This window comes from Nocardia sp. XZ_19_385 (genome assembly GCF_015355755.1).
Classification (GTDB): Bacteria; Actinomycetota; Actinomycetes; order Mycobacteriales; family Mycobacteriaceae; genus Nocardia.
The window spans coordinates 176,672-194,576 of record NZ_JACVEE010000006.1 but is presented as its reverse complement, the minus strand read 5'-3'; the positions used below and the strand labels follow the sequence as shown (position 1 = coordinate 194,576).

17 protein-coding genes are annotated in these 17,905 nt (G+C 66.7%); 9 read left to right on the top strand and 8 right to left on the bottom strand.

Features of this window, described 5'->3' with window-relative positions:
* Positions 1-466: 466 nt before the first annotated feature.
* Genes IBX22_RS34475 through IBX22_RS34465 form a run of 3 tightly spaced genes read left to right on the top strand, consistent with a single transcriptional unit; the run spans position 467 to position 3,047 of the window.
* The gene (locus tag IBX22_RS34475) at positions 467-784 is read left to right on the top strand and encodes a hypothetical protein (protein ID WP_194820004.1); all 318 of its coding nucleotides are present in this window, start codon (positions 467-469) and stop codon (positions 782-784) included.
* 3 nt (positions 785-787) lie between these two features.
* Positions 788-1,942: a DUF3824 domain-containing protein gene (locus IBX22_RS34470; RefSeq protein ID WP_194820003.1), complete on the top strand. Its 1,155-nt coding sequence runs from the start codon at positions 788-790 to the stop codon at positions 1,940-1,942.
* A gap of 7 nt (positions 1,943-1,949) precedes the next feature.
* On the top strand, positions 1,950-3,047 hold the full coding sequence (locus IBX22_RS34465) for a hypothetical protein (protein WP_194820002.1): 1,098 nt from the start codon (positions 1,950-1,952) through the stop codon (positions 3,045-3,047).
* A 226-nt stretch (positions 3,048-3,273) separates the two neighbouring features.
* Here IBX22_RS34465 and IBX22_RS34460 read toward each other — a convergent pair whose 3' ends face one another.
* Positions 3,274-4,743: an SDR family oxidoreductase gene (locus IBX22_RS34460; protein WP_309234911.1), complete on the bottom strand. Its 1,470-nt coding sequence runs from the start codon at positions 4,741-4,743 to the stop codon at positions 3,274-3,276.
* A gap of 110 nt (positions 4,744-4,853) precedes the next feature.
* Here IBX22_RS34460 and IBX22_RS34455 point away from each other — a divergent pair, with 110 nt between their 5' ends.
* Positions 4,854-5,696: a MerR family transcriptional regulator gene (locus IBX22_RS34455; protein WP_194820000.1), complete on the top strand. Its 843-nt coding sequence runs from the start codon at positions 4,854-4,856 to the stop codon at positions 5,694-5,696.
* 5 nt (positions 5,697-5,701) lie between these two features.
* On the opposite strand, the gene IBX22_RS34450 is transcribed toward IBX22_RS34455, so the two are convergent.
* The 4 genes from IBX22_RS34450 to IBX22_RS34435 all read right to left on the bottom strand — a co-directional run bounded on the left by IBX22_RS34450 (position 5,702) and on the right by IBX22_RS34435 (position 10,909).
* Positions 5,702-6,283: a lipocalin family protein gene (locus tag IBX22_RS34450; protein WP_194819999.1), complete on the bottom strand. Its 582-nt coding sequence runs from the start codon at positions 6,281-6,283 to the stop codon at positions 5,702-5,704.
* Positions 6,284-6,371: 88 nt separating this feature from the next.
* Positions 6,372-7,697, bottom strand: a complete 1,326-nt coding sequence (locus tag IBX22_RS34445; RefSeq protein WP_194819998.1) for a deoxyribodipyrimidine photo-lyase — start codon at positions 7,695-7,697, stop codon at positions 6,372-6,374.
* A gap of 48 nt (positions 7,698-7,745) precedes the next feature.
* Positions 7,746-9,299, bottom strand: a complete 1,554-nt coding sequence (locus tag IBX22_RS34440; RefSeq protein ID WP_194819997.1) for an acyl-CoA carboxylase subunit beta — start codon at positions 9,297-9,299, stop codon at positions 7,746-7,748.
* Positions 9,300-9,433: 134 nt separating this feature from the next.
* A complete protein-coding gene (locus IBX22_RS34435) occupies positions 9,434-10,909 on the bottom strand; it encodes an APC family permease (protein ID WP_228540066.1) in 1,476 nt (491 codons plus the stop codon).
* A 17-nt stretch (positions 10,910-10,926) separates the two neighbouring features.
* Between IBX22_RS34435 and IBX22_RS34430 the strand changes: the two genes are divergently transcribed.
* From IBX22_RS34430 to IBX22_RS34415, 4 genes are read left to right on the top strand one after another with little or no spacing between them, the layout of a single operon-like run.
* A complete protein-coding gene (locus IBX22_RS34430; protein WP_309234910.1) occupies positions 10,927-11,559 on the top strand; it encodes a DUF3558 domain-containing protein in 633 nt (210 codons plus the stop codon).
* 36 nt (positions 11,560-11,595) lie between these two features.
* A complete protein-coding gene (locus IBX22_RS34425; RefSeq protein ID WP_194819995.1) occupies positions 11,596-11,991 on the top strand; it encodes a hypothetical protein in 396 nt (131 codons plus the stop codon).
* Positions 11,992-12,009: 18 nt separating this feature from the next.
* Positions 12,010-13,335: a hypothetical protein gene (locus tag IBX22_RS34420; protein WP_194819994.1), complete on the top strand. Its 1,326-nt coding sequence runs from the start codon at positions 12,010-12,012 to the stop codon at positions 13,333-13,335.
* On the top strand, positions 13,332-14,093 hold the full coding sequence (locus IBX22_RS34415) for an ESX secretion-associated protein EspG (protein WP_194819993.1): 762 nt from the start codon (positions 13,332-13,334) through the stop codon (positions 14,091-14,093). Before IBX22_RS34420 ends, IBX22_RS34415 begins: the two co-directional genes overlap by 4 nt.
* Before the next feature lie 382 nt (positions 14,094-14,475).
* On the opposite strand, the gene IBX22_RS34410 is transcribed toward IBX22_RS34415, so the two are convergent.
* Both IBX22_RS34410 and IBX22_RS34405 read right to left on the bottom strand, forming a co-directional pair.
* Positions 14,476-15,042, bottom strand: coding sequence for a putative immunity protein (locus IBX22_RS34410; RefSeq protein ID WP_194819992.1), 567 nt, complete (start codon positions 15,040-15,042; stop codon positions 14,476-14,478).
* 97 nt (positions 15,043-15,139) lie between these two features.
* Complete coding sequence (locus IBX22_RS34405; protein WP_194819991.1) at positions 15,140-15,376, bottom strand: hypothetical protein; 237 nt, start codon at positions 15,374-15,376, stop codon at positions 15,140-15,142.
* Between the two features lie 183 nt (positions 15,377-15,559).
* Between IBX22_RS34405 and IBX22_RS34400 the strand changes: the two genes are divergently transcribed.
* Entirely contained in the window at positions 15,560-16,444 is an 885-nt protein-coding gene (locus IBX22_RS34400; RefSeq protein WP_194819990.1) for a class I SAM-dependent methyltransferase, read from the top strand.
* A gap of 6 nt (positions 16,445-16,450) precedes the next feature.
* Here the strand turns inward: IBX22_RS34400 and IBX22_RS34395 are convergent, their stop codons facing one another.
* On the bottom strand, positions 16,451-17,695 hold the full coding sequence (locus IBX22_RS34395) for a KasA/KasB family beta-ketoacyl-ACP synthase (protein ID WP_194819989.1): 1,245 nt from the start codon (positions 17,693-17,695) through the stop codon (positions 16,451-16,453).
* Positions 17,696-17,905: the final 210 nt, after the last annotated feature.

Genomic DNA, 17,905 nt, shown 5'->3' with positions numbered 1-17,905 from the left:
TTTGAGGACCGGACCTCCGGTGCCTCCTGCACCGCCACCCCAAAGATGCTGGTTACGTTGGGCGCCCCGACCGGGCTTCCCTGCCGCAAAATCCGCTCGAACGCTCGATGTCGTCGCAGGTGCCCCACTGTGGGCGCGTTTCGAGATCCGAAGAAGATTCGACAGTGAAGTCTTGGGTGGAGCGCTGGTCAGCCGGGGATCAGAGGGCGGCGTCGAGACCCGAACGCGAGGGCGCAATGAACGAGCCCCTCGTCCGCGTGGCGGCCCATGCGCTGCGGCAGCCAGCCTGGGAAACCCGAATAACCAGAACATGATGCAGTCGCCGCTCGGTTGTCGGCGTCGCAGGATATTCTGAGCCTCACCGGATCTCACTCGCCAGGTAGTTCCAGAGATTCCCGCCCGGCGAAGGGAGCAGTAAGGTGGTAATTCACGACCTGTTGATTGATCATGCTTTCAAGGGGGGTTCATGTCTGAGCTGAATGTCGACCCCGAGGCCGTCGCCACCTATGCCGCTGCGGCCGCTGAGGTTTCGGGCCTGCTGGGCACCACTGCGAGCCACACCGACACCGCCGCCGGCGCGGATCTGTCCGGCCTCGGCCTGCTCGGCGCTGATTTCGCGAAGGCCTGGACGGGTGCGGCGCAATCGCACGCCGACACCGTCCGCACGGCCGCCGCGCTGATCGACGCGCACGCCACCATCATCAGCGCCTTCGCCGACCGCGTGCAAGGCATCGACGACGCCACGGCCGCGGCGATGGCCCGGCTCACCGACCAGGAGAGCTGAGCGATGGCCAAAACCAACGACCACGCCACCGTGCAGGCTTTGATCGCCCCGCTGCTACAGCTGCGCGACGCCGTCGGTGAGGGTACCGAGCCGAGCGCGGAAACCACCGCCGCCCTGGTCGCCGCAGCCTCGGCGGCCGAGTCCACCGAATCTCCGGTCCGCACCGGCATTTACCAGCTGGAGTCAACCGACAGCGCCGAAGTGGTGCTGCCCACGGTGAAGAAGACCGGCTCGCAGGTCTCCACCCTCGGCGCCAGCACCACCCAGCTCCGCACGTTGCTCACCAAGGCCTACAACACCCGCGCGACGGCGGCCGGCAAACTGGACGCACTGATCGCCGCGTTCCGGGACAAGGCCAACCCGATGGCCAAATCCGCGCAGTCGCAGGCCGACGTCGACAAAATTATCAGGCTGGCCCGCGACTATATCGCCGACGGTATCGCCGTCGTCGACACCGCCCGCGACGAGATGTCCACCCTGCAGCGCCAGGCCAACGCCCTGACCAACGACAGCACCGCGGACAGCTCGACGCTGCAGAAGTACCTGTCGCAGAGCGGGATCGGCGGCGACGACTTCGACGACGGCGAGAACGACGACGACGTCTCCGACGCGCATACCGCGCTGCAGAAGGCGCTGATCAGCGCCGGGGTCACGCTGGGCAAAGAGGTGATCAGCGCCGGCGTCACCCTGGGCACCGAGATCATCGACGCGCTGGTGTCTCTGGGCACCGAGGCCATCGACAAGGCCGCGGGGCTGGGGGAGAAGGTGATCGATCAGGCCGCCACCACCGCGCAGCAGGCGATCAGTCCCGACACCAACACCACGAACAACACCAACCCATCCACTTCGAACTCGCCGTCCAGCAACAACCCGGGCGTCAACGGCGGCCAGGGCCCGTTCGCGGCCAACACCAACGGCTCCCAGAAACCCAGCGACACAACGCCTTCGACCCAGCCGAAGCCCACCACGCAGGCTCCGGTCACGCCCACCACCCCGGATCAACCCAACACACCGGCTCCGTCGAATCCAGCGCCGAACACCAACCCGGGTCCGGGGGTCGTGGTGCCACCCATCGCGAAGCCGAACGCGCAAGGCCAGGACCAGGAGCACCCGAGGCCGCGCACCGGCCAACTCGGCGTCACACCGCAACCGTCGTGAGGTGAGGATGGCCCGACCAACCTCCCGGCGCCGGAAGAACCGCCGCCAACCCCCACCCGCGATCACGCCACCGGCGTCGGACAACCCGTTCGTCCTGCCTGGCCTGCCCGCGTTCCCGGGCCTGAAACGTCCTGGCTCCGGAACTTTGAAGCGCGCCGCGAAACGGCGGCGTCGCCAGGAACGCGAATACGAGGAACCCTTCGACGCGGCCAAATTCGCCGAACAATGGAACCACTCCACCCCACCGCCGCCCCTGCCGCCCGAAGACGGCGCCGCCAGCTGGGCCGGTGAATGGGAGGACTGGATGAGCGATCCCGCCCTTAAGGCCCCGGAATCCGAAGCCGCCGAAGCCGATCCCGACCTGCCCGACGACGATTTCGACGGCGAAGCCCCCGACTGGGACCTCCCCGACAACTACGACGACACCATCGACTACGCCGACAACGGCACCGCCGCCCGCGCCGCATTCCGAGACCGCTCCGGCGGCCGCGGCATCCTCCGCGCGACAGCCGACCGCAACCGCAGCGCATGGTCCGCGCGCAGCGGAGCCTCGAAAGCCGTCAGCGTGCTGATCGGAATTCTGGTGTGGGTGGTGGTGATCGGCGTCGTGGTGCTGGTCATCATGGCCAACACCCGCACCGAGCAACCGCCCACCGCGACCGGCCCCAGCTCGACTGCGACGCAACCGGCGGCATCCTCCGTTCCATCCTCACCCTGGGGCCACGCCACCACCGGCTGCACCAAAACCCGCACCCCCGGCGCCGCAGTCGGCGCCGAACCCGGCTCCACCGCAACCCCGGTCGACGCGATCTTCGGCTTCGAATGGGCGTACTACGTCGACCGCAGCGCCGCCAAAGCCCGCGCCTACACCACCGCCGAAGCCAAACTGCCGCCCGCCGAAACGATCCAAAAGGGAATCGACAAGCAACCCAACGGCACCCAGTACTGCGTGTACCTGACCCAGGCCGACAAGGACGGCCACGTCTGGAACGTCGAGCTGCACGAAAAATGGCCCGGCGACCGGGAACCGCAGAAATACGCCCAGACCATCACCACCGCCCGCGTCGGCGACCGCACCCTGATCACCGCCATCGCGGCGAAGTAGAGCCGTAACTCACTGCCCGCGTCGGCGAATGCACTTGGATCGCCGCCACCGCCGCGATGTAGAGCCGTAACTCACCGCCCGCGTCGGCGACCGCACCCTGATCACCGCTTCACCGCGAAATAGAGCCCGTAACTGACCGCCCGCTCGGCAGTGCCGGTGATATTCGGGACCGTGCCGCCGACGATCACAGTGTGAAACGGCGAATGGCTTTCCGGAAAGTCCAGCCCTAACTGACTGCCCGCTCGGCAGCGCCGGTGATATTCCGGACCATGCCGCCGAAGATCACGGCGTGGAACGGCGAAATCGCTTTCCAATACAGATGCCCTGCGAGTCCGTGCGGTTCGAACAGCGCGCGTTGGTGATACCGGGTGCGCCCGTCCGGTCCGGTGGCGACGGAGAGCTCCAGCCAGGCTCGGCCAGGCACTTTCATTTCGGCACGTAGCCGCAGCAGGTTGGGGCGGTCGAGATGTTCCACTCGCCACCAGTCGAGCGCCTCGCCTTCCCGCAGGCGATGCGGATCACGCCGGCCGCGCCGCAGCCCGGCTCCGCCCGCCAGCCGGTCGATCCAGCCGCGTAGCGACCACGCCAACGGGAAGGAGTACCAGCCGTTTTCACCGCCGATGGCCTCCAGCACCGCCCACAGTGTGGCCGGATCCGCGCTGGTTTCGCCTTCGCGCACATCGGAGTACAGCGTGCCACCGGACCAGTCCGGATCGGTGGGCAGCGGATCCGATGGTGCGCCCGCGAGATTGGCGTCCGACCATCGGGTGGGGATATCCAGATCGCGAATCTTGTTGAGCGCCAACGCGACTGCCCGGCGGTAGGGTGTTAGTCCGTCAGGCGGGTCCGGAATATGCTCGGCGATACGATGGTCCGCGCAGACGACGTCGTTGACCAGCGATTCCATGAGCGGCACGGCGATAGACCGGGGCACCGGCGTCACCAGGTTCACCCACTGCGCCGACAGCCACGGGGTCAGCACCGGAACAGGCACGATCACCCGTTGCGGTAGTGCCGCGACGGACGCGTAGTCGCGCATCATGCGCAGGTAGGTCAGCACATCGGGCCCGCCGATATCGAAGGCGTCGTCGACGTCGCGCGGCAGTTCCGCCGCTCGAACCAGGTAGTACAGCACGTCCCGCACCGCGATCGGCTGGATACGGTTGCGCACCCAGCGCGGCGTCACCATGACCGGCAGCCGCTCGGTGAGATAGCGCAGCATCTCGAAACTGGCCGATCCGGATCCGATGATCACCGCCGCCCGCAACACCGCGGCGGGCGTGCGCGCCCCGAGCAGGATCTCGCCGACCTCGGCCCGGGAGGCGAGGTGGCGCGACAGCGCTTGACCGTCCGGCGTGATCCCACCCAGATACACCAGCCGGGACAGCCCCGCCCGATCGGCTTCGGCGGCGACGATCCGCGCCGCCTCCCGATCGACACTGTCGAAATCGGCCCGGGTCAGCGAATGCACCAGGTAGTACAGGACTTCCTGACCGTCGAGGGCGGCCCGCACGTCCTCCTCGCTGGTGACATCACCACGCACCACCTCGACCTGATCTCGCCACGGGACTTCCCGCAGCTTGCGCGGATCCCGAGCCAGAACTCGCACGGAATGCCCCGCGCTCAGCAATTCCGGAACCAGACGGCCGCCGATATATCCGGTCGCCCCGAACACGACACAGCGCACGCGGATCACCTCTCCCGTTCGGTGCCGACGGGCAGATTGCCGTCGACTTGGTCGAGCAGCACGCCACTCGACCTTAGCCAGGCGCGCGACCGTTGCCCTACGGCAGGCACAATCAGGACATGCCAGACGGTCCGAAACCCACTTCCGAGCACGCCGGTTACTCGGTGCGCGTGGTGGCCGAACGGCTCGGGATTCCGACCGCCACGCTGCGCAGCTGGAATCAGCGCTACCGGATCGGCCCGCCGCAGGAGCGACCCGGCCGGCACCGCCTCTACACCGAGGCCGATATCGCCGTGCTGACCCGGATGGTGGATCTGATCAAGGCCGGCGCGACCGCCGCGGGCGCCGCGGCTACCGCTCGCGGTCCGGCGCTGCCGCTGGGCGACAAGGCCGCGCTGCTGACCGCGGCGTTCGCCCTGGAGAGCTGGTCGGTCTGCGCGCTGCTGGAGGCACATCTGCGCGACTACGGTGTGGTCGATACCTGGGATCGACTGTGCCGACCCGCGTTCGCCGACATCGTGGACCGGCAGCTCGGCGGCGAAGGCTGCGTCGATGTGGAGCACCTGCTGTCGTGGTGCATCATCGCCACCCTGCATCGCGCCGCGCCGCCGCCCGGTACCCCACCCAGACCCCTGGTACTCGCCTGTACCAGCGGCGAAACACATTCGCTGCCAGTGGAAGTCCTGCGCGCCGCGCTGGCCGAACGCGGCGTCGGCGCGCACATGCTCGGCCCGGACGTGCCGACCGCCGCTTTGCGCGACACCCTGGCCCGCCTTCCGTCCCCGGCCACGGTCCTGCTGTGGTCGCAACAGGAAGCCACGGCGCTCACCTCGGCCCTGCGGGTGTGCTCGGACGCGGGCGCGACGGTCTATGTCGGCGGCCCCGGCTGGGACACCCTGATCCTGCCGGGTGAGGTCACCCGGATCGACAGCCTCAGTGCCGCTGTCGAACAGCTCGGCTGAGCCGGTCAGCGGGTGCACAGGGGCACGATCTCCTCGGCGCCACCGGTGGTGGGCGAGGTGAGGAACAGGCAGGAGTCCACGCCCGCGGCCGCGATGGCGGTCCGGATCTCGGTCCACTGCTCGGTACTCGGGGCAGCCGCGCGCGACAGCACGAACCCGGCGGTGCGTTCCGGATTGACCACCAGCGCCCAGGAATAGTCCGGATCAATCGCTGTCACAACGTAATTGGTGCGCGGATTGGCCTCGCCGCGAAAACTGACCGCCAGCTGGGCCTGAGTTTGCGGGTCGGTCACCTTCGCCACCCCGGCGATCTCGTTCCCGCCACCCACCCAGGTCGTGCACGAGTTCCGGACGGCGATGTCACCGCCGGCGTTCAGGCTGTAGTTCGCGCGGGTGTCGCGCGCGCAGACGAGATTGAACGGCTGTGGAATCGCGGCGAGTTGCTGCCATGTACCCAGGTAGCGCTCGACGTCCAACCGCGGCACCGGCGTCACCGGCTCCGCCGCGGCGAACGCGGGGGCCGCCGCCACCGCGATCGCCATTCCGGCCAGAACGGCCGCCGTCCGCTGAATGCGATTGCTGTTCATTCGTTCCTCCAACTGAGATTCAGTGAGCTGATCGACGGAGGACATACCCGCCGCCGTACCGAACAAACGATGCAAAATTGATGCAGAGCTACATGCCGCGGAATTCGACGATCGGCGCGGGATACACCGAGCCCGGCACGTCGGCGCGCCACGGGCGGTGCACCTCGCCACCGTGCAGGTGTGCGAGTTCGGGCAGCCAGCGCCGCGCGTAGACCCCGTCGGGGTCATACCGGTCGGCCTGACGCAGCGGATTCAATACCCGGCTCGATCGAGTATCGGTGCCGGTCCCGGCAACCCACTGCCAGTTCAAGCGATTGTTCGCGATATCGGCGTCGACCAGCCAGCGTTCGAAGTGCTCCGCGCCCAGCCGCCAATCCACCTTCAGCGTCTTGCTCAGGAAGCTGGCCGCGATCATGCGTGCACGGCCGGGCATCCAGCCTTCCTCGGTCAGTTGTCGCATCGCCGCGTCGACCACCGGATATCCGGTGCGGCCCGCCTGCCAGGCCGCCAGACCATCCGGCTCATGCACCCACGACCTGTTCTCGGAGCGGTAATCGTGCGTCGCGACCTCGGGCCGGTCGCCCAGCACCTGATGATGGAAGTCCCGCCAGGCCACCTGCCGGACGAAGGCATGCCCGCCGCTGGTCGCGGCATCGGTGCGATACACCACTTCGGCCGCTGACAGGCAGCCGAAATGCAGGTAGGGGGACAGTCCCGAGGTGCCGGTGATCGCCAGCGAATCCTTTCGCTCGGCGTAGTAGAGCACCGGCCCGGAAAGCCAGTGCGCCAGCAGTTTCCGGCCGGTGATCTCGCCGCCGACCTGTAGACCGGGCGACCCGGGCGCTTCGCAGAGGTCCCCGGGGTCGGGAATCGGATCGCTCGCGATCGCCGGCACGACGAGCCGGTCGGGCGCCGGCAGCGGCCGCCGCATGGGCGTCTCGAGCCACTTCCGAAAGTACGGCGTGAACACCGCGTAGTGCCCGCGGCCGGTATCGGGCTTCACGTCGGCCGGATCGACGGCGGTGATCGACGCCGCATGCGTCCGCACCTTGAACCCGCCCTGCGAAAGCCGTTCCCACAGCGCGTTTTCCCGGCTCTGGCTGTACCGGCTGACATCCTCGGCGATGTGCACGGCGGTCGCGCCGACTTCGGTCGCCACCTGCTCGACCACGTCGACCGTCCGCCCGCGCCGCAGCACAAGCCGCCCGCCCCGGGCCCGTAGTTCGGTGTCGAGCTCGGTCAGCGCCGCCAGCAGGAACCGCAGCCGGTTCGGCGCGTGCCGGGTCCGGCGCACGATGTCCTCGTCGAGGACGAACAGCGGCACCACCTCCGTCGCCTCGCGGGCGGCGGAGGTGAGCACGGGATTGTCCCGCAGGCGCAAGTCACGGGTGAACAGCGCGATAGAGACCGTCATGCCTCCAGCCTACTCGCGCATTGATGCATAAACGATGCACCACCATGTCTACATCGGATACACCGAATGCTTGCGCGGATTGAACTCCGGCTTGGTCGGCTGCTTGTCGCGCAACAGCCGCAGCGCATGCCGGATCTCCAGCCGGGTGGACGCCGGTTCGATGACCGCGTCGATGTACCCGCGCTCGGCCGCGATCCACGGAGTGGCGATCGTCTCGTTGTAGTGATTGACCATGAACTCGCGCGCCGCCGCCCGCTGCTCCTCCGGCACCGCCGCCAGTTGCCGCTTACCGATCAGATCGACCGCACTCTCGGCGCCGATCACCGCGATCCGGGCCGTCGGCCACGCGAAACTGATATCGGCGCCGACCTGCCGGGCCGCCATCATGCCGTAGGCGCCACCGTAGGACTTGCGCACCACGAGATTGATGATCGGCACCGTCGCCTCGATGATCGCGCGCGGCACCCGGCCGCCGCGGATGATCACACCGTTGGCTTCCTGCTCCAGACCCGGCAGCACGCCCGGGGTGTCGACCACGAACACCAGCGGAATATTGAACGCGTCGCACAACCGGATGAAGTAGGTCGACTTGTCCGAGCAGGCGGCATCGATCGAACCACCCAGCACCAGCGGCTGATTGGCGATCACCCCGACCGGACAGCCGTCGACCCGGGCGAACCCGGTGATCAGGTTCGGCGCGAAAGCCGCACGGACCTCGTGGAATTCACCGTCGTCGAAGATCCGCAGCAGGATCTCGTGCATGTCGTACCCGGTGCGATCGGAATCCGGGATGATCTTCTCGAGCTCGCGGTCATAAGCCGTGATCTCCGGCTCCAGGCCGGGATTGACGACCGGCGGCTGCTCGAGACAACTCGTCGGCATGTAGCTCAGATACTGCCGCGCCCAGTCGTAGGCAGCCTGCTCGGACTCGGCCACGTGATGCAGGGTGCCGCGCTTGGCCTGCACCTCGGCGCCACCGAGCGCCTCGGCGCTGATGTCCTCACCGTTGACGGCTTTGATCACCTCCGGCCCGGTGACGAACATGTAGGAATCCGGAGTGCCGATGAGCACGTCGGTGTTGATCGGCCCGTACACCGAACCCGCCGCGCACTTTCCGAGAATGATCGACACCTGCGGCACATACCCGGACAGCTTCTCCAGCACCCGGGAAATATCGCCGAACGACGCGATCGAGCCGACCGCGTCCTGGATCCGCGCACCCCCGGAGTCGTTGATCGTCACCACCGGGCACGCGTTGTCGAACGCGAGCTGCAACGCCCGCATGAACTTGCGCGCGGAGGTGATGCCGACCGACCCGCCGTACACGGTCTGATCGTGGGCGATCACCACCACCGGACGACCACCGATCGACCCGCGCCCGGTGACCAGCCCGTCACCGTAGAGCGCATCCGATTGCCCCGGCTGCCGCGCGAACGCGCCGGTTTCGATGAACGTCCCGCGATCGAGCAGCATGTGCACCCGCTCGCGAACACTCGGAATGCCCTTCTTCGCCCGCTTGGCGATACCGGCCTCACCTGCCGGTTCCGCGGCGATCGCCAGGATCTTCTCCAGCTCGTCCAGCTTCGCCTGGGTCCCAACCACTTTCGCCGCCACCTTCCCTGCCAACAGTCGTGCCTTGGCGACGTTAAGGGGTGCGGGCGAACAACGGGTAATCAGGACCCAGATGCGGGACAGATCACAATCCCGCGGCCCGGTTCGTAGGGCATCTTCCGCACTCAGTCGGGCGGTTCTTGCGCGCCTTCGGTTTCGGCGAGTTCCGGGGCGACCTCACGCGTGGCCATGCCGCCCTCGCCACCCTGATCGCTGGGGCCTGGCCGGCCACCCCTGGGTTCTTTGGCTTCTTCTTCGTTGGTCTCTTCAGGGTCTGCCATGGGAATCCTCCTCTGTTGGTTCGGTTTACCCGTTTCGGATCGTTTCGATCGGACCGCGTTCACCACCGCGAGCACTGCGCCCAACGCGACCAGGATGAGTCCGCGCACCCAGACCTCGCCTTCGATCCGGGTGAACAGGAACAGGCACGACGCCAAGCCCAGCCAGGGTATGACGGTCGGAATCCGGAAGTGGTCGGGCTTGCCCTCGTCCCGGCGCAGCACCAGCACGGCCGCGTTGACGCTCGTGAAGACGAACAAGAGCAACAACACCAAAGTGGCGGCCAGCGACTCGACTTCGCCGGTCAGCGCCAAGATCAGGGATAGCGCCGAGGTCGCGATAATCGCCACCCACGGCGTGCGCCTGCTCGGCAGGATCCGCGCGAGCACCGGGGGCAGCAGTCCGTCGTTGGCCATCCCGTAAGCCAGCCGCGACGACATGATCCCGGTGAGCAGCGCACCATTGGCCACGGCGACCAAGGCGATCACGCTGAACAGCCAGTCGGGGATGCCACCGGCAACGCGCACGACCTCCAGCAACGGGCCACTGGATTCGGCCAACTGGTCAGTGGGGACGGAGGCGCTGGCGACCACACCGATCAGCACATAGACCACCCCGGCCGTGAGCAGCGCCCCGAACAATGCCGTCGGATACGAGCGCCGCGGATCCTTGACCTCCTCGGCCAGATTCACCGAGGTCTCGAACCCGACGAAGGAGTAGAAGGCCAGCACCGTGCCGGCCAGCACCGCGCCGACCGCGCCGTGCTCCGCGGTGCCCACCTCGGTGAGACGGTCCAGGTTCGCGTCACCGCGCAACATGACCCAGGCGCCCAGGCCGATGATCAGCAGCAGACCGCTGAGCTCGACGAGCGTGGCGGCCACATTCGCGCCCAGCGACTCCTTGATTCCACGAATATTGAGCGCGGCGAGCAACACCAGGAAGACCACGACGACGATCAAGGTCGGCAACGAAACCAGCGCCTGAAGATAGTCCCCGGCAAACCCCCTGGCCAGCGCGCCCACCGACACGACACCCGCGGCGAGCATGCAGAACCCGATGAACGAACCGGCCGCCGGACCGAACGCCTGCGTGACGTAATGGGCGGACCCGCCGGCGCGCGGATATTTGGTGGCCAGCTCGGCATACGACCCGGCGGTGAGCGTGGCCAGCCCCAGCGCGATCAACAGCGGCAGCCAGACCGCACCGCCCGACTCACCCGCAACCGACCCGACCAGCACGTACACACCCGCGCCCAGAATGTCCCCGAGGATGAAGAAATACAGCAGCGGGGTGGTCACCGCACGCTTCAACACGACCGCCATGCGGGGTCAATACCCAGATGATCTCTCCCGAAGCAGGGCCATGGCTACCTGCTAGTCTCGCGGGGAAGATTCCATCGAGGGCCGGGGGTTTCATGCGAGTAATGGCGGCTGTGGCGGGGGCGTGCGCGGTGCTTGTGGTTGCGGGGTGCTCGAGTACCGTCGGAGGTTCGGGGGGACCGGAGACGAGTCAGACGCCTAGTAGTGCGAAGTTGACCAAGGATCAGCTGTGGGATCCGTGCAGTCTTCCGGACTCGGTGATCGCGGCTACGGGTGCGGACCCTGGCACCAAGAACACCAACCCAATTTTTCGCGAGCGGGCGGATTGGAAGTTGTGTCGATGGACCGCGAAGGGGTCAGACGGACCTTCGGGTCATTTCATGTTGGTGTCGTCGACTACCAATACTTTGGACGATTTTCGTCGCAACACCTATTTCCACGACTTTCGAGATGTCAAAGTCAAGGGCAGGGACGCGCTCCAGTTCTACCTAGGATCGGCTAAACCGTCCAAGCAGTGCGAGTTGGCATTCGACACCAGTCAAGGTGTTATCTCTGTCAACATCGACAAGTTCATCGATAGTGAGACCGCGACCGATCCGTGTGCGATGGCTGTCCCGGCTGCGGAGAAGATCGTGGACTCTCTCCCGCGTTGATGGCGGCGGCTCGTAGAACTACCGGAAGGCAAGCGGATGGCAACCCCCGCAGAGCAAGTCAAGGAATTTCAACGGCTGGCCGGAGAAGCGCAAGCCGGTAACCTTTCCATCGATGGAGAAACCGCGCGAAATTTGGCAGCTCTGTGTGAGACATACGCGGGACAGTTGCGCGAGCTGGCCACAAGCGCAAACAGCCTCGTCCGAGTGGGTTCGTTCAGCAATCTTGATTCGTCGAAAGCTCTAGGTCAAAAGTTCTATGACCTTGCAGTTGGTGGCGCTGGCAGCGGTTCCTACACGGCCTCGATTGAAGAGCACATCAAGATTCTCGATGCCCTGCGTGATATGTACGTCAAGGCGGGCGCTGCCTACGAAGCCGCAGATGCGGAGACCCAAGCCAAGATCAAGGCGCAGACCCACAAGATCGACTGGTAGTACACCGGGGGGAAGAGCATGACTTTCGAAATTTTCAAGCAAACCGTGGCCCTTGTGGCCACCCCCGTCGCCGGTCTGTTCAATGACGGCATCTCGCCGGTGAAGGCGGAACAAGACGCACAGGCCGCCGGCAATGCCGAACGCGACCGCATCTACGCTGAGAACAAGGCTCTCGCTGACGGATTCAACGGTGAATACGCGCCAACCGTTGTGCCGCCGAAGATGGAGGTCTTCGTCGGGATGCCTCATGCCCGCATCATGAATTTCATCGATAACATTGGCTTGGAAGATATCTGGAATAGCGTCGGGGCTTGGAAGGATCTCGCCACAGCGACCAAGACGCACGGCGACAAGTTCTATGACGACACCAAGCTGAAAATGGACAGTGGCTGGTCCGGTTCGGCCGCCACCAGCGCCTTGACAAGCGTCAAGTCCTACCTCGGCGACGTGGACAAGGTCGAGCAAGCGGCCAATCTGATCGCCAACAAGATTCAGGAAGCCTCCACCGGTTTCAGCCAGGTCAAGTTTCAGGTTCCGCAGCCGTCCGAGGCTAACGAGGGCGGCACAGTCGCCAGCATCGTCGGCTCGGTCGGCGACACGCTGCTGGGCGACGGCAAAGTCTCCGGCCTGATCAGCGGCAACGATGCCGGGCGGGCAAAGAACGCCGAGGATTTGGCCAACGAGGTGATGCGAACCGTCTACAAGCAGGTCGCGGAGCAGGCCGACGCCAATGTCCCGAAGGTCCCGACCCCGGTCACACCCGCCGCAAAGCCGGGCACCGACATCCCCAACACCGGCGACGGAAACGGGAATGGCAACGGGAACGGAAATGGGAACGGCAACCCCAGCCAACCCGGAACCCAAAACCCGGAGACCACCAACCCCGCCAGCACCGATCCGGCGAGTACGAACCCGGCGAGCACCAACCCCGCCAGTACCAATCCGGCGAGCACGAACCCGGCCGGTACCAATCCCGCCAGCACGAACCCGGCGAGCACGAACCCGGTCGGCACCAACCCCGTCGGCACCAACCCGAGCCGACTCGGCACGGGCACCCCGCGTTCCGGAACCGGCACCCCGTCTTCGGGCACACCCGGCAAAGGCACCAGCGTTCCCGGCACGGGAGCCAACCCGGCGGCGGCAGCAGCAGCAGCCAACTCCGGCAAGGCGAATTCGGCGGCCCGCTCCGGCATGCCCGGCATGGGTATGCCAGGCCGCGGCGGTCAGAACGGTCAGGACGACGAGTCCGAGCACAAAGCGCCCGACTACCTCTACGGCGTGCACGAGGAACTCCTCGGCCCCGACCGGAAAGCCACCCCGCCGGTGATCGGTGGAGAGCCGTGACCGGAACCTGGGAATTGACCCCGATCGAATTCTGGGTCGCCTGGGAGGCACTCGGCCGCGACCGCATGCCCTTCCCGCTCACCTTCGCCGCGGAGGTGGAAACGCAGGTCGAGTTCGACATCCAGCGCAAGGCGGCCGCAGAATCGCTGATGCGCACCATGGGTGACGACGATTCGCTCTACACCGCCCTGCACGCGTTGGCGCACGCCGATGTGCGGATCGAACTGTTCGGCTACCGCCACGACGGCCGCGACCGCATGGTCCGCGCCTGTGCCGCAATCGAATCCGGCAACGGCGCGGTCGTCGCCCAGAAGCCGGGCGCGGCTTTCGGTGTCGGCGGCAACATCCGCGTCGACCTGCGCCCCGCGCAAGCGGTGGTGCAGCGCCTGCTCACCGTCCTCCCCGACACGGCGCCGGGTTCCGGCCCCAGCATCAACATCCACCGCGACGAACTGCACCGCCCCAAACGCATCAACTCCTACCGTCTCTCCCCTTCGGAACAGGCTGTCCGCCAACTCAAACGCCCCTTCCGCACCTACGCCGAATTGCGCGTGGCCACCGGCCCCTCCCTCAACGGCTGGGAGGAAGGCGGCACCCAGATCTACGTGATCGACTACCGCGACGACGGCCGCTACCTCATCCGGGAAGACGAACGCATCCAAGCAATCCCAGCCACCGCCGACCGCCTCCGCACCGAAATCACCCGCCTCATGGACCAGGCATCCACCACCGCCCGCGAAACCGCCTGGCAGCACTGAACATTCACGGCCATCGTTGGTTGCTTCTCGGTCGGTACCCACCGAGGCCGCCAGGGCTGCAAGGGAATTTTGGACGCCCCCGTTGGCTGCATCTCGGCCAGTCCGGCAGCGACTGAGGCTGCGAGGGGGTTGCAGAAGGATTTTCGGCGGCACCGTTGGATGCTTCTAGCTGGTCGGCAGCGACCGAGGCGCACAGGGCTGCAAGGAATTGATGAATGTGGCGGTGGAGTTCGGTCCCGATGATGGCGGGGCCGCACAGGCATGGGCTGTTGGTTTGCCAGCGTGCACTTGAATTTTCTGGCGTGTCAAGCGTGCTCGTATACCGCGACTGCGGACTTGGCTGTTCCGCGTCGGCGGCAACGCGCTACCTCGACCAGGGCGGCTATCGGTCGCTGGTCGCTGACTGTCGCAATGCGGCGTCGAGTTCCCGCCAGAGCTCTCCGACGCGGCCGCTACCGTCAGGGGCCTTCGGGTAACGCGTCAGGACGCTGACCACGATGGGGGTGGCCAGGCCTGTTGCCTTCTCGACGTAGGCGGCGGCGATGTCGTGGTCGTTGTCGGCATCGAGTTCGAGTGCGCGGGCGGCGTGGGCAGCCGACATGAGGATGTGGCCGCCCTGGGTCGCTTTCGCCAGTGGGTGCAGGTACGCGGCCGCTCCCGCATTGCCGGCGGCGCGTGCTGCGTCGGCTGCGGCTGAATGTCCCGTCTCCGCAGCTGCTTTCGCGGCCCGGTGCGCATCGAACGCGGTCACTCGGAGCGCCTTTGTGCGCTTGCCTCCAGCGGCGAACTTTCGCGCCTCGTCGAGTACGGCCCGCGGACGCGTGTCCTCGGGGCAGTCCCGTTCGAAAATTGCCAGAACTGGCTCGGCGCAGGCCACGGCATAGCGGGTGACCTCCCGCAATTCGGCCATGCTGAGTTCGATCGTCAGGTTCTCGTCAGCCGCGTTCATGGCTTGAACATTATCGTTGAAGGTTCGGTTGAGACTTCGCGAAGATTTATGCAATGCGGGAGTACAAACCTTCAAAGCTTCACCGACGGACAGGCAGTCAGGCACGAGCCGTACCGACCTGCTCGGCCTGGCCCCGGATGCCGGTGAGCACAGCGTCGAGCATCCGCTGAGTGAGCCCGGCCATCGTCGGGTAGCGCGTCGGATCGATCTCCGGTGTGTCGCCGGTCTTTCCGGGTGCGGCGCTGAGCACTGCGAGCAGGTACCCCTTGAGGAAGCCGAACAGCATCAGTGGTGCGTCCGCGACCAGTTGATCGGGCAGTCCGGCCGCACGCATGGCGGTGACCATGGCCGGCCGAGGCGAAGCCCGTGTCGGCCGCGGCGCGGGTGGACGATACAAGTGTCGGCCGCGCCATGACTCGGCAGCGATTGTCTGGGACAGCAGTTGACCGGCGGGCGTCCACGGCGGAGACTGGGGGCAGCTTCTCCAGCCGGAGTCGGTCGTGCGCAGGAGGTTTCGATGGTGAGCTCCTTGTCAGCGTTATCCGAGGAGGCATTCGGCCGCCGGCTGCGCCGCTGGTCGGGGGAGTGGGGCAAGCTGGCCGCGCTGCCATGGGCGAAGTCGACGCCGGAGCGGGTGGGCCGGCTCTACGACATCGTCGGGACCCAGAACCTCTTCGGCGAGGAGTCGCTGTTCATCAATCTCGGCTACTGGCGCGATGATCCGGCCACCTTGGACGAGGCGAGCGCGGATCTGGCCCGGCTGGTCGGACGGGAAGCCGCGCTCGGTGCGAATGACGTCCAGGTCGACGTCGGCTTCGGATACGGCGACCAGGATTTCCTGTGGGCGCGCGAATTCGGCCCGCGCCGGATCATCGGCGTGAACGTAGCCGAGGAACAGATCGATATCGCCCGCCAACGGGCCGCCAGCCTGGGTCTGGACAAGGTGATCGAGTACGTCCACGGCTCGGCCGACGCGTTGCCGATCGACAGCGGTTCGGCGACCAAGGTCACGGCCCTCGAGTCGGCCTTCCATTTCCCGTCCTACCCGCGCTTCTTCGGCGAGGCGCATCGCGTGCTGGCGCCGGGTGGCCGGTTGGTGACCGCCGACATCGTGCCGCGGGTGCTGCCGGGAACCGCGCGGCTGTCCTGGGCCGGACGCGACGCCTACGATGCCCGGCGCTACCGAAAGGCGTTGCTGGAAGCTGGTTTCGACACCGCCGACGTCTATTCCATCCGACGTCACGTCTACCGCCCGCTGGCCCGCTACCTGAGCGTGCGCCTGCGGGAACGGGACATGCGGCGCGTCAATCCGGTACTGCGCCTGGCCTTCAGCCGCACCGGCGTCAACCTGTGGGGCCCCTGGGCGGACTACATCATCGCGGTCGCGACCAAGGCCCGCTAGCGGCTGTCAGTACCGGCCGAACAGCACCGCGGCATTGTGCCCGCCGAACCCGAACGAATTGTTCATCGCGAACTCGATATTCGTATGCCGCGGCTTGTCGTGCACGATGTCGAGGTCGATCTCCGGATCTTGGTTGTCCAGGTTCAGGGTCGGCGGGATCACCTGGTCCCGCAGCGTGAGCACCGACAGCACCGCCTCCAGCGCGCCGACCGCGCCGACAGAATGCCCCAGGGCCGATTTCGGCGCGTACACCGCGGGATGGGTGCCGATCGCGGCGGCGATGCCTTTGGCCTCGGCCAAGTCGCCGATGGTCGTCCCGGTGGCGTGCGCGTTCACGTGGTCGACGTCTTGCCTTGTGACACCGGCGGTTTCGATGGCGCGGCGCATGGCGCGGGCGTTGCCGGTGCCCTCGGGATCGGGTGCGACGAGATGGAAGCCGTCGGTGGTGAGGCCCGTGCCCAGCAGCCGCGCCAGGGGTTTCGCCCCGCGGGCACGAGCGTGCTCCTCGGTTTCGAGCAGCAGCAGCGCAGCGGCCTCCCCGAAGACGAAGCCGTCGCGGTCCCGCTCGAAGGGCCGGGATGCGCGCTCGGGCTCGCCGGTGCGCGTGCTCGACGCCCGGACCATGGAGAATCCGGCCAGCGGCATGGGATGGATGTAGCCCTCGACGCCGCCGGCCACCACCATGTCGGCCTCGCCCAGGGTGATCGCACGCCAGGCATGAACCAGCGCTTCACATCCCGACGCACAGGCGGACACCGGTGTGACCGCGAAGGCCCGGGCGCCGATCTCGAGCGCGGTTACCACCGAGACCCCGTTGGGCATGCTCATCGGTACCGCGAACGGCGACATCTTGCGATATCCGTGCTCGCGCATGGCGTCGTTGGCGGCCACGATGGCGTCGGGGCCGCCGATGCCGGTGCCGATGCACACGCCCAGCCGGTCGGGGTCGACCTCGGGCCGTCCCGCGTTGTCCCACAGCCGTTTTCCCATGGCATAGGACATCTGCTGCACGTAACACATGCGGCGCTTCTTGATCCGGTCCACGTCATCGGTCGGATCGTGGACGAGCTTGCCGCCGATGGTGACCGGCAGTTCGTAGCGCAGCAGGTTCGGGTCGTTCAAAGCCCGAATTCCGCTGGATCCGGAAAGCAGGGCATTCCAGGTGCTTTCGGTGTCGGGGCCGAGCGAGGTGGAGATCTCCACCGCGGTCACGACGACAGTGCGGGCAGGCGGTGGCGTCGGGTGGGGCACGGTGCCGGACTCCTCGGTCGGGGATCGGATGGACGTACGACCACTGTCCAGCGTAATAGCGTTGTGCTGGTAGAAGATTCGGACAACTCACAGTCTTCGGCCAAGGTTTTCGGGACTGGCCGAACCGGCGCCGTGGTGGTAGCGGCCCCGCCTGGTGGACGAGCGCATGGTGATTCGCCATAGTGTGTCAGGCACGAGTTCGTGTTTCAT